Origin of the sequence: Streptomyces sp. CC224B, from assembly GCF_030010595.1 — a bacterium.
GTDB classification, from domain to species: Bacteria; Actinomycetota; Actinomycetes; order Streptomycetales; family Streptomycetaceae; genus Streptomyces; species Streptomyces longispororuber.
In genome coordinates this window covers 1-10,664 of record NZ_JASCXL010000060.1, presented here as the reverse complement: position 1 = coordinate 10,664, position 10,664 = coordinate 1, and the positions used below count along the sequence as shown (strand labels likewise).

Below are 10,664 nucleotides of genomic sequence, written 5' to 3'. Positions count from 1 at the left end.
GTCCTTCGGGTTGTTCAGGGCCGTCCGGGTCGCATCCGGGCGGCCCTGCGTGTGTCAGGCGGCGGTGCGCTGCTTCCGCATCGCGGCGAGGACGGCGTGCGGATCGAATCGCCGACTGCGGCCCACGTAGATCAGGCCGGGCCACGTCTCACCGCGCTCGTCCGCGAGCTGGATCTGCTTGTCGATCCAGCTCGGGGACTTGCGCAGGAAGTCGGACAGCTCCCGCTGATCCATCAGCCGCTCCGGCAGCTTCTCCACCACGCGCTTCGCAATATGCGATCTACGCGCATTTGTAGATTCCCCGAGGAAAAAAAGGGGCTCCTCGCGGAAAAGCTCCGTGATCTCCTTGCCGAGGGCCGCCGAGACAAGCTCGGCGGCGCGAGGGCTGCACTCCTCGCGAGCCGTCTTCCCGCGCCCGGTGATGAAGCCGATGTACGCCTTCGACAGGCCCTCTCCTGAGGGGTCGATCTCTTTCGTCCTGGCGGCGAGGCGCGGGATGTCCAGCCCGGCCGCCTTCATGGCGGCCCGCAGCGGGGCACCCTTGTCCAGTCGTCGCATGATGAACCTCCGGCGCATACGCATGGCCGAATCGATGTCGTGCCAGTCCCTCTGACCTGCACTGTCTACAATCTACGTGTAGATGCATATCACGTCAAGGGTGGCGCACAGGGGTGAGGGTGGGGTGGGGAGGGGTGTACAGGGGGTCGTGTAGACGCCCCTGGGTAGCGTCAATTACGGGTCATCGGTATGCGATCTACTTGCGTATGTAGATGCAGATGGCCGATCCTCATCCTGTGACCAGCCACCAGCACCACCCCGGCGAGCTTGACCACCCCGCCGAGGACCGAGCCCCCCGGGGCGAGGACCTGGCGGCCCTACTCGACCGCCTCCTTGGGGAGGTGCCTGACAAGACACAGAAGGATCTCGCCGCGGCGGCGAACATCTCCTACCCGACGCTCAATGCGTGGATGAATCGGAACCGCGGGACCTCCCGCATCGCTCCGGACACCCTCAGGGCCATGGTGGACGTGTTCCGCTCCTGGGGCGTGGACGTCACGCCGGCCGAGATGTTCGCCTCCGTCGGGCGTGCTGTCCCCGGCAGCAGCGATTCGGCGCGCGAGGCCCGACTGCTCAAGCTCTACCGGCAGTTGCCGAAGGACAAGCAACGCGACCTGATCAAGGATGCCGAGGCGATGCTCCGGATCAGTCGTGTCCCGTGACCCTCGGTAAGGCCTGAGAAAGGAGGGGTTTCTGAGACACACGGGGTGCGAATGAAACTCGCCCCCGCGCATATGCCAAACCGACTCCACAACGTGCTCACACACAGGTACGATCAGTGACCCGCTGTCCTCCCGGAGCGGACCACACGCCATGCCATCGCGCATCCCTGGGGGGACTCCTGTGTGCATCCGCATCGCCGTGGCCGACGATCTCCCGACGATCGCCACCTGGGACCCGGACGAGGTCACCATCCTCGTAGACAGGGGCACCCACCCCCACGACCTGATCAGAGAACTGCACGCGATCCTGACGATCGACCTCGGCGCACCCGACATCCCCGGTGCCGGACTGTGCTGCTTCTGCGGTACGCGCGTAGACCTCCCGCGCGAACTCGCTCTGACGCCCACCGCGGCCGGCGCCTCCACTCTCTGATCAAGGCAGGTCGAATCGTGGGGCGACCCATCACGAACAACCCGCGCCCGGTCCCGTCCAAGCGGTGCGGCTGCGAGCCGTGCCTGGAGAAGCACCCGGCACCCGCACGGAAGAAGAAGAAGGAGCACACCGGTTCCTGGCAGGCCCGATGCACCGGGCCCGGCGGCGAGACGCTGTCGAAGAACAAGCCGACCTACGACGACGCTGTGGCGTGGTTGGAGAAGACTCGCACAGAGATCCGTGAACGGACCTGGCTCGACCCGAAGCGCGCCGAGATCACGCTGTGCGGCTGGCACGAGCTGTGGTGGCCCACCCAGGTCAAGCAAGCCCCGGACGCCGTCCACCCGGAAGCCTGGAACCAGGCGCAGATCCGCGACGACGGGATGTGGCGCAACCACATCGCGACCGTCTTCGGCAGCTATCGGCTCTTCGAGCTGTCCTGGCTGGAGATCCAGAACTGGGTCTGGGCCCTGCATGACGAGAACGGCGGCCCGCTCGCCGCGTCGAGCGTAGCCAAGTGCTTCCAGGTCCTCGACCGCATGCTGAACGCGGCCAAGCTGGACAAGCGCATCCCCTACAACCCAGCCGAGGGCATCAAGCTGCCGACGATCAAGAAGCAGCACCCGGAGGACCGACGGCCGCCGACGTACGCGATGCTCTGGCGCATCCGCGCCTTCTCCCCAAGTACCTGCACGCCCTGCTGATCGTGGCTCAGGAGACGGGGCTCCGCTGGGGCGAGCTGGCCGGACTGCGCTGGTGCCGCATCGACTTCACCAAGCGGGTGATCCACGTCCGGGAGGTCCTGACCGAGACCCGCGGGCGCATCCGGCGCAAGGCCTACCCCAAGAGCGACGCCGGCCTGCGGTCCGTGCCGCTTACCGGGCTCGCGATTCGCGTGCTGCGCGAGCTGTTCGCGGAGGAGGAAGGGGCCAGCCGCGGCGTGTCGCAGCCGTCCGACGGGCTGCGCGTGGACGAGCTGGTCTTCCACGGCCGGAACAAGGTCAGCCGGACGACGCACGAGCCGTACCGGCCGCCGCTCCGCCGGAGTTCCTTCCGGCGGGTGTGGATCAAGGCGATCGAGCTGGCAGGCGTCGCGCGCAAGACGGTCAAGAAGGTATGGGTCACGGTCACCGACAAGGTGACCGGACGGAAGCGCCAGGAGCAGAAGGAGCGCGTCGACTGGTGGCCGGACTTCCACGACATCCGGCACGCCTACGCCTCGCGGCTTCACGCCCGCGGCGTGCCGGAAGCGATCACCCAGGAGATCCTCGGGCACGAGCGCGCGGGTGAGGTGACGTGGCTGTACACGCACGCGGCGGCGGACTACTGCGGGCAGGTGCTGGCGGCGATGGAGGACTGGAAGGCGCGGAAGGCCAGGTTGCGGCTGGTGGCGTGAGTCCAGCCGGAGTCCAAAACTCGTCCAAGATCACGGTAAGCCGGACAGGGGTGGGGCGACGCCGTGTGATGTAGACGGATGTAGAGGCTGGCTGGAGCTTGATCCACTGACCTGCGCAGACGCCCTGAGCTGCACTGTCCCTGATAAGGATGAGGTCACTGGTTCAAATCCAGTTAGCCCCACAGCGAGAAGACCCCCAGCCGGTAGCGGCTGGGGGTCTTTCGCGTCGGTGGGGCGCGGCGGCGTCCGTCGTCTCTACGGCTCCGCGGCGAGGCTCGCGCCGGACAGGGCGCCGGCGTCGTCCGTGGCGGCGTCCGAGTCCGTCGTGGGGAGGTGGCGGCAGCTCGGCGTCGAACCGTGCGCCTCGGCGCGGATGCGTTGCTTCATCGTGGGCGGCAGCGACCGTTCGTACGCCATCGCCCAGGCGGCGAGCACGGGTGCCGTCGCGCTCGGCGTGCTCTTGCACGTCGTCGTGGTCTGCTGTACGGCCTCGGCCGCGGTCGCCGGGGAGGCGAAACCCAGGGCGGCGAAGAGCGCGAGTACGGCGCTGACGAGCGTGGTCCACAGCTTCATGGCCTTGTTGGCAGGCATGACCTCTCACTTTCGGGTTGGGCGATTTGCGTACTTTCCTCATGATGTGTATGAGGCGCCGCGAGTGCGGGACCGACGCCCCTGTCGCGTCGATGTTCCGATGAACACCACCCGGATGGGTGCAGGTGCCCCGGGAAAGCCGGGGGGCGGGGCGAGGGTGACGGCCCGGGGTGGGGACGGAGCGTAGGCGGTCCGATTCGGTCCGCATCTACTGCTCTGTCACGCAGGGGAGTTGGGGCCGATCCAGGTCACCGATCGATATCGGTCGGTGTGTATAGTCGGGCGCCAGAAGTCCCCTACGTCAAGGAAAGACGAGGTCGCGCGGTGAAGAAGCTTCTCCTGGTCGCACTGGCCGCCATCGGCGGGCTCCTCGTGTACCGCCAGATCCAGGCGGATCGCGCCGAGCAGGATCTGTGGACGGAGGCGACCGACTCCGTGCCCACGGGTTCGTGAGTATCGACAGCAGTCTTCGCGGGGCCCCGATCGCTGGAGCGATCGGGGCCTTGTGCTGTACGGGGGGCTTTTGTCCCGCTTCTTCTGGCGTACGGGTGTGACGTCCGCGTCCCGGGCGGCTCCTCGTCGCGGCGGCCACGGGAAGGCGCTGTCGCTGCGGTGGCCCCTCTAGTTCACTGACGCAATCTCATTGCTTGCTTGGGCAAAGCCGGGGAGGGTGAGGTGGAGAGCGGCGTGACGTGGCGCCGGGCGGGCCGCTGGACGGCGCGTCGAGCAGGGAGAACGGGACGAGCGGGCCGGGGGACGGCGGGGGAGATGGCCCACCGGAACGGTCGGCGGGCCGTGCGGGGCGCTGGCCGCCGGGCGGTGGCGGGCGCGGGAGCCGCCCTCGTGGGCGCGGCGTGGTGCGTGGTCGCACCCGGCGGTGCGGCCCGGGCGGAGGAGACGCCTCCGCCGTACGCCTTCGCGGACGACGCGCGCACCGTCGCGGGGACGCCGAGCAGCACCGGCAGCCACACCCTCACCCCCGGGACGACGTACCGGAGCGCCATCGAGCACCCCGGCGTCGGCGGCACGACGGCGCTCTACTACCGGCTCGAACTGGGGGCCAAGGACAACGTCCACGCCTCGGTGACCGCGCTGCCCACCCCTGGCAGCCGGGTCGGCTTCGCGGACGGCATCCGGGTCGCGGTGGAGGACGCGAACGGCTTCGACTGCGACGCGGGCTCCGCCCGCTTCGGCGCCGCGCGCAGCCCGCGCCCCCTCACCGCGTCGGCACTGCGTACCGTCGGGACCGACGACAGCCGCTGCGCGGCCGCTGGTACGTACTACGTGGTGGTCGAGCGGACCGCGGCTTCCGGCGCGTCGGCCGCGGCCAGGTCCGAGAAGCCGTCCACCCCGGAGGAGTGGGACCTGGAGCTGTACGTCACCTCCGAACCGGCCGTGGCCGAGCGGCGCGCGACGAGTCCGCCCGCGCAACAGGACGCCCCCACGCCGGCCCCGCCCGCGGGACCGGCCCGCCCCCGCGAGGGCGGCAGCGGCTTCAGCACGGCCGAGCCCCTGGGCCGGGGCGTCTGGGGCGACCGGGTGGTGCCCGGGCAGACCCGCTACTACCGCGTGCCGGTGGACTGGGGCCAGCGGCTCACCGCCACGGTGGAGCTGGGCGGGGCGCGGGGCACCGGCGTTCCCGGTGGTGCGGGCGACGGTGGTGCCGCTGCGGGCGGCCGGGCCGGCGGGCGCGAGTACGTGACGTCCGCGCTGGTCGTGTCCGTGTTCAACCCCGCGCGGATGCCGGTCCAGGACATGGACACCGCGTACGACGGCAGCCAGAAGTCCACCACGCTGCCCCCGCTGGTCCCGGTCGCGTACGAGAACCGGCACGCGCCCATCGACCGGGTCGCGACCGTGCGGTTCGCGGGCTGGTACTACCTGGCGGTCACGCTCCACCCGGATGTCGGGGCGCGCTTCGGCGAGGGCGCGGTCGGGCTGACCTTGCGGGTGGGCGTCGCGGGGGAGCGGCGCGCCGGGCCGGAGTACGCGGGGACGGCGCGGCCCGCGGACGCCTTCGGGGTGACGGGGCGGGAGGAGGCAGCGGCGCGTGACGGGACCGCGGGCACCCCCGGGCCCACGGGAGCGGCGGCCTCCGGCAGGGGTGGCAGCGCGGCCATGAAGGCGCTGGCCGCTGCGGGCATCGGCACGGGCACGGCACTGCTGGCCGTCCTCGGGGTGTGGACGCTGGTGGGGCGGCGACGGGCTGCCGGACGGCGGGCTTCGGTGTGAGGGAGAGGGCTGCGGCGGGCCCTCGGTACGGCCTGGGCGCCGAGGGGCGGGGAGCACGGACGCCCTGACGCCGTGGGCCCGGCGGTGGCGCCTCAGATGCGGGCCAGCGCCCAGAACCCCACCGCGAAGCACGCCAGCGCCGCGAGCAGCATGGGCAGGGCCACCCGCACCGGCGGGCCGGTGTGCCGGGGCCGGGCGGCGTGGGAGCGGGGGGCCCGGGGACGCGGGGGCCGCGCCGCTTGTGGTGCCTGCGACGACTGCGGCGGCTGTGTCGCTTGAGGCTGGAGCCCGACTGCGGGGACCCCAACCCACCCGGTGGGTCCGGCACTTGGCGCGCTCGGGTCGGCCACCGGCTCCGGACGAGCGCCAGAGGGCGAGACCGGAGCGGAGGCGTACACGGCCTGCGGCACGGGGCCGGGCATCGGAGTCGGGGGGCTGGCCGGCTGCGGGGGCGGTGGCAGAGGCGGAGGCAGGTGGAAGCTCCCGGTCTCCGACATCGGCGGATGCGGAGGCGGAGGCGAAGACGGAGGCGGGCACGGAGGCAGGCCCGAGGGCGGGGTCGGAGGCGGGGTCGGCGGGCGAGCAGGTAAGGGCGTACCGGTGTGGGAGCCGTGCGCGGAGACCGGATGATCGCCGAGCGGTGACGTGGAAGACGGCGAAGCGGCGGTCCCTGGACCCACGGCCCCCGGACCAACGGCCCCCGGACCAACGGAGTGCGGACCAGCGGACCCCGGACCAGCGGAGTGCGGACCAGCGGCACCCGGCGACGCGACGGACGGCGGAGCACCGACCGGCGACGCGGCGGGCGGCTGCGGAGGTGATGGCCGCAGTGGTGGTGGCTGCGGAGGTGGCAGCTGCGGAGGTGGCGGCTGGGGCGCGGGGGCGAGGGGCCCGTCAGGGCCGAACCCTTCGGGCAACGGCCCGAGTTGGTCGAAGATCTCGATGCCCTCGTCGTCGGTACCGGGCTCGGGAAGCAGTTCGACGGCGGACGCGAGTGCCTTGCGCGCCCCGGTGGCGGTGCGGAAACGTGCCTGCGGATCGGGTCGCAGCAGCGTGGCGACGACCTGCCACAGCGATTCCGGCACGCCCTGGGGCGCACGCGGCGTGCCATGGGCCGCGAAGTGCTCGATGAGGGCCTTGGCGTCCGGTTTGCTGCCCTGGATCAGATAGAGGGCGACGAGGCCGACGGCGAAGAGGTCGGCGGGGAAGTCCGGTTCGGCGCCCAGTACTTGCTCGGGAGCGACGTACCCCGGCGTACCCACCACGTAGTCGGTGGCGGTCAGCCGCGGCTCGCCCTTGCGCATCGAGATGCCGAAGTCCGAGAGCCGCAGGTGCGGCCGCCCCGTCCCGGTGGCTTCGAGCAGGATGTTGGCGGGCTTGATGTCGCGGTGGACGACGCCTTCCGCGTGCACGGCGGCGAGGCCGGAGAGGAGCTGGTCGAGCAGAGTGCAGCAGAAGCGGGGCGGTAAGGCCCCGTAGTCACCGATGACATGGGCGAGCGACCCGCCGGTGACCAGGTCCATGGTGAACAGGACCTGGTCGTCGTCGGCGGCCCAACTGGCGGGAGCGAGGACGTGCGGATGATCGATCCGCAGTGCCTGCTCCCGCACGAAGCGCAGCAGCGTATGAGCGTTGCGCTGCTGGAGGACCTTGGCGGCCACGTACCGGCGGCGCCTGTGGTCCCAGGCGCGCCACACGGCACCTACTCCCCCACGACCGATCGGATCGACGAGTTCGTACCGGCCGGCGAAGACCTCACCCATGGTCGTGCCCCGCTCCCCTTCCGGGCCGCCCGGCAGCGGCCCGGCCGACGGCTCAGCTCTGGTGCGCCTCGTAGTGGGCGACGGCGTCCGCAGTGCGGCCCGCCCCGTACACCCGGAGGAACTCTGCCAGTTCCGGGTGGGTCGGGGCGAGGGAGTCCGCGGCATCGATGATGTCGCCCGCGGCGGAGACCGAGCGCAGCAGCGACTGGATCTCCCGCACCACGCGTTTCACCGTGGGCGCGCCCGAACTCGTCGTCGTCTGCGTGGTGTTGGTCAGGACCGACCCCCCCTGGGACTTCTTGATCTCGTCCATGCGGTTCGTCGCCTCGGCGGCGCTGACGCTGCCGTCCGCGACCTGGCCGGCCAGCTCCTGGAGCAACTGGACGCGCTGAACGACGGCCGGATTGCCGATCTTGGCGCGCTGGCCGCTCATGAGCTGGGACAGCATGGGTGCTGACAGCCCCAGCACCCCTGCCAGCCGGGCCTGGTTGAGGCCCAGGTCATCGATGAGCCGGCGGAACAGCGCCCCCAGTGGTTCCCCGTACCAATTCCGCTGGAGTTCCCGTGCTCTTGCGGTTGATTCTTGCTGTGCAGCGTCCATGTTGCGTCTCCCCATCGCTTCCCCATAGGACTGCGGTTCGCTGCCGCGAACCACGTCAGGCATCTTACGGAGAGTGGTCGCGCACGGGGACCCCCAATCCTTTTGCGAGATCCCCCGGGGGACCCGGTACTCTGGTCTGCGACGCTCACCGGGACGCGGTCCTTCCGCACCGGTGGTGGTGTCCCGGGGCCTTAGCTCAGTTGGTAGAGCGCTGTCTTTGCATGGCAGATGTCAGGGGTTCGACTCCCCTAGGCTCCACACTCCAGAGCCCCTCTGACCTGTGTCGACGCAGGACAGAGGGGCTCTTTCGTACAGAGCGAGGCAGTACCGCTCCGACGACGTCCGGGTACGTGGCCCCGCGGCCGGAGCCCGCCTGTCCACCGACAGACCCTGGATGATCACGGTGAGCTACTGACGGTGAGCGGTCTCCCGCACTCCGCCGCCGCGTCACCTGCCCCCGTGGCGACAGGAGCTGAGGCACCACAGGCATCCCGCCACCAAGCCCTGCCCCCGAGCGGCGAACCGTCCCCTCCTTCTCCGCCTGCTCCTTCTCTCCATACTTCTTTCTCCGCACTCTCTCTCCGCACCTCCTCTCCGTACTGTCCCCGTACTGCTCCCGCAGCGGGTCAGTGACGACGTACGAACGGGAGCGGCGCGGCCACGGTATTCATACAGGCGGAATATCTGAGTACCGCACTGACCGCGGGACGGCGGCTGGGCCCGACAGCGACTGGGCCCGATAGTGGCTGGGCTCGATAGTGACTGTGCTCGGAATGCCTCGTTGTCCGGTATGGCGCGCAATGCGTGCAGACATCAGGGCCTCCGGCCGTCCCCGGCCGGTTGGCAGGCAGCTCATCTTTAAGGACTTTCATGCGACGAGCTTTCATGTCGGCCTTCATGACCGTGGCGACCCTGACCGTGGGAGCCGCGGGCAGCGCCCACGCTGTGGACGTAGCCGACGCTTCCACCCTGCGTGACCTGCCCGTTCTTGCCCCCGACACGCTCACGGAGCCGGTGGAGGGGGCCGCGGGCAGGCCGACGGGCCTGGTGACGGGCACCGCCGGCCAGGGGGTGCGGCAGATGCTGCCCTCGACGGTGCAGATGGTCTGATTCCCTCCCGGTCGTCCTCCCTCCGCGGTCATCGGCTCGGGGGGAAGAACTCCGGCCATGCCTTCTGTCACTAAGGCATATGAATCCGGCGACCGGGTGATTACCCACCACACACAGAAACGCCGCACGCCGCGCTCCGTTAATGCTGGTGCTGCTGTCTTCACCGAGACGCCGCCCGCACGCGAGGAAGGTAAACACCATGAGCATGAAGAAGATTGTCGCTGGTTCCATGCTGACGCTGACGGCTACGGGGATCGCCGTCACGCCGGCCGTGGCCGACGAGGAGGTGCACGGTCACTACTCGCAGAACATCGAGATCATCCGTGACATCTGCCCGACCATTCAGGACATCGACGTCCTGACCATCGAGGTGCTGGACGAGGCCCGTGCCTTCCAGTGCAACGAGATCCGTCAGAAGTCGAAGGTGCACGACAGCTCCTCCGCCCCCGCGCTGCCGCTCCTCGGCTCGGTGCAGAACCACGGCTGAACTCCCGGTCACCAGCCAACGGTGTTCCTGGAGTAACCCCGTCGAGGGGAGCGAGCCCCGGGTCACGTGCTCAGCACGTGCCCGGGGCTTTCCCGTGCTGCGACGTTCCGGTCACATTTTTGTTGCTGCAAGAGGATGAATGGCGCGCCCGAGCCGGAACCCCGTGGTCGTGAAGCCGGTTAGCCGACTGTCGGCGCTTATCACTAAGAGCCGCAGCATTCGCACGCAAGGAAGGCAACTCCATGAACGCCAAGAAGATTCTGGCTGGCTCGATGCTGACGCTGGCCGCTACCGGCGGAGCTGTGACGCCGGCCATGGCCGACGAAGAGGCGCACGGCCACTACTCCCAGAACATCCAGATCGTCCGCGACATCTGCCCGACGATCCAGGACATCGACGTCCTGACCATCGAGGTGCTGGACGAGGCCCGTGCCTTCCAGTGCAACGAGGTCCGTCAGCACTCGAAGGTCCACGACGACTCCTCCGCCCCGGCGCTGCCGATCCTCGGCAAGGTCATCAGCTAAGGCTTGGACACCTGACCCGGCGTTCTGCGATGCCCTTTCGGTTAGGGGCTCAGGGGCCCCGGACCGTGTGCTCGCCACGCGGCCCGGGGCTTTCCGCCGAATCCTCGCCACACGGGGCATGCGCGGCACCCGCATTACTGAAAGCGGGTGAATCGGCGCCATAGTGCAGAACCCCCCGGGCGGGAAGTCGGTTAGTAGGCTGTCGGCGCTTATCACTAAGAGCCGCAGCATTCGCACGCAAGGAAGGCAACTCCATGAACGCCAAGAAGATTCTGGCTGGCTCGATGCTGACGCTGGCCGCTACCGG

General features: G+C 69.8%; 13 protein-coding genes and 2 tRNA genes. 11 read left to right on the top strand and 4 right to left on the bottom strand.

Annotation, left to right across the window (positions count from 1 at the left end; genetic code table 11):
• Nucleotides 1-54: 54 nt before the first annotated feature.
• Nucleotides 55-558 (bottom strand): hypothetical protein, encoded by a 504-nt coding sequence (locus QK440_RS23405; protein ID WP_282795146.1) that lies wholly within the window; start codon nt 556-558, stop codon nt 55-57.
• A gap of 236 nt (nt 559-794) precedes the next feature.
• On the opposite strand from QK440_RS23405, the gene QK440_RS23400 reads away from it, so the two are divergent.
• From QK440_RS23400 to QK440_RS23380, 5 genes are all read left to right on the top strand, one after another.
• A complete protein-coding gene (locus QK440_RS23400; RefSeq protein ID WP_282795145.1) occupies nt 795-1,220 on the top strand; it encodes a helix-turn-helix transcriptional regulator in 426 nt (141 codons plus the stop codon).
• Between the two features lie 199 nt (nt 1,221-1,419).
• On the top strand, nt 1,420-1,653 hold the full coding sequence (locus tag QK440_RS23395; RefSeq protein ID WP_282795144.1) for a hypothetical protein: 234 nt from the start codon (nt 1,420-1,422) through the stop codon (nt 1,651-1,653).
• 17 nt (nt 1,654-1,670) lie between these two features.
• Nucleotides 1,671-2,357: a hypothetical protein gene (locus tag QK440_RS23390; RefSeq protein ID WP_282795143.1), complete on the top strand. Its 687-nt coding sequence runs from the start codon at nt 1,671-1,673 to the stop codon at nt 2,355-2,357.
• Between the two features lie 2 nt (nt 2,358-2,359).
• Complete coding sequence (locus tag QK440_RS23385; RefSeq protein WP_282795142.1) at nt 2,360-3,049, top strand: tyrosine-type recombinase/integrase; 690 nt, start codon at nt 2,360-2,362, stop codon at nt 3,047-3,049.
• An 83-nt stretch (nt 3,050-3,132) separates the two neighbouring features.
• Nucleotides 3,133-3,231, top strand: a tRNA-Leu gene (locus QK440_RS23380).
• Nucleotides 3,232-3,304: 73 nt separating this feature from the next.
• Here QK440_RS23380 and QK440_RS23375 read toward each other — a convergent pair.
• On the bottom strand, nt 3,305-3,640 hold the full coding sequence (locus tag QK440_RS23375; protein ID WP_282795141.1) for a DUF6344 domain-containing protein: 336 nt from the start codon (nt 3,638-3,640) through the stop codon (nt 3,305-3,307).
• 324 nt (nt 3,641-3,964) lie between these two features.
• Here QK440_RS23375 and QK440_RS23370 point away from each other — a divergent pair, with 324 nt between their 5' ends.
• Both QK440_RS23370 and QK440_RS23365 read left to right on the top strand, forming a co-directional pair.
• Nucleotides 3,965-4,093, top strand: coding sequence for a DLW-39 family protein (locus tag QK440_RS23370; protein ID WP_003999697.1), 129 nt, complete (start codon nt 3,965-3,967; stop codon nt 4,091-4,093).
• Between the two features lie 315 nt (nt 4,094-4,408).
• Entirely contained in the window at nt 4,409-5,872 is a 1,464-nt protein-coding gene (locus tag QK440_RS23365) for a hypothetical protein (RefSeq protein ID WP_282795140.1), read from the top strand.
• 92 nt (nt 5,873-5,964) lie between these two features.
• On the opposite strand, the gene QK440_RS23360 is transcribed toward QK440_RS23365, so the two are convergent.
• Both QK440_RS23360 and QK440_RS23355 read right to left on the bottom strand, forming a co-directional pair.
• Nucleotides 5,965-7,635, bottom strand: coding sequence for a serine/threonine-protein kinase (locus tag QK440_RS23360; protein ID WP_282795139.1), 1,671 nt, complete (start codon nt 7,633-7,635; stop codon nt 5,965-5,967).
• Between the two features lie 52 nt (nt 7,636-7,687).
• Nucleotides 7,688-8,236, bottom strand: coding sequence for a DNA-binding protein (locus tag QK440_RS23355; RefSeq protein ID WP_282795138.1), 549 nt, complete (start codon nt 8,234-8,236; stop codon nt 7,688-7,690).
• A 185-nt stretch (nt 8,237-8,421) separates the two neighbouring features.
• On the opposite strand from QK440_RS23355, the gene QK440_RS23350 reads away from it, so the two are divergent.
• The 4 genes from QK440_RS23350 (at nt 8,422) to QK440_RS23335 (ending at nt 10,357) form a co-directional block, all read left to right on the top strand.
• Nucleotides 8,422-8,494: transfer RNA gene (locus QK440_RS23350), tRNA-Ala, on the top strand.
• Nucleotides 8,495-9,106: 612 nt separating this feature from the next.
• Nucleotides 9,107-9,346, top strand: coding sequence for a hypothetical protein (locus QK440_RS23345; RefSeq protein WP_282795137.1), 240 nt, complete (start codon nt 9,107-9,109; stop codon nt 9,344-9,346).
• A 199-nt stretch (nt 9,347-9,545) separates the two neighbouring features.
• Nucleotides 9,546-9,833 carry a hypothetical protein gene (locus tag QK440_RS23340; protein WP_282795136.1) on the top strand — a complete coding sequence of 96 codons (288 nt, stop codon included), beginning with the start codon at nt 9,546-9,548 and terminating at the stop codon, nt 9,831-9,833.
• A gap of 242 nt (nt 9,834-10,075) precedes the next feature.
• A complete protein-coding gene (locus tag QK440_RS23335; protein ID WP_282795135.1) occupies nt 10,076-10,357 on the top strand; it encodes a hypothetical protein in 282 nt (93 codons plus the stop codon).
• Nucleotides 10,358-10,664 lie beyond the last annotated feature (307 nt).

Excerpts from the sequence above, each read along its gene's own strand:
- QK440_RS23405 (WP_282795146.1), bottom strand. The coding sequence starts at position 558 with ATGCGACGACTGGACAAGGGTGCCCCGCTGCGGGCCGCCATGAAGGCG.
- QK440_RS23375 (WP_282795141.1), bottom strand. The coding sequence starts at position 3,640 with ATGCCTGCCAACAAGGCCATGAAGCTGTGGACCACGCTCGTCAGCGCC.
- QK440_RS23365 (WP_282795140.1), top strand. The coding sequence starts at position 4,409 with ATGGCCCACCGGAACGGTCGGCGGGCCGTGCGGGGCGCTGGCCGCCGG.
- QK440_RS23360 (WP_282795139.1), bottom strand. The coding sequence starts at position 7,635 with ATGGGTGAGGTCTTCGCCGGCCGGTACGAACTCGTCGATCCGATCGGT.
- QK440_RS23355 (WP_282795138.1), bottom strand. The coding sequence starts at position 8,236 with ATGGACGCTGCACAGCAAGAATCAACCGCAAGAGCACGGGAACTCCAG.
- QK440_RS23345 (WP_282795137.1), top strand. The coding sequence starts at position 9,107 with ATGCGACGAGCTTTCATGTCGGCCTTCATGACCGTGGCGACCCTGACC.
- QK440_RS23340 (WP_282795136.1), top strand. The coding sequence starts at position 9,546 with ATGAGCATGAAGAAGATTGTCGCTGGTTCCATGCTGACGCTGACGGCT.
- QK440_RS23335 (WP_282795135.1), top strand. The coding sequence starts at position 10,076 with ATGAACGCCAAGAAGATTCTGGCTGGCTCGATGCTGACGCTGGCCGCT.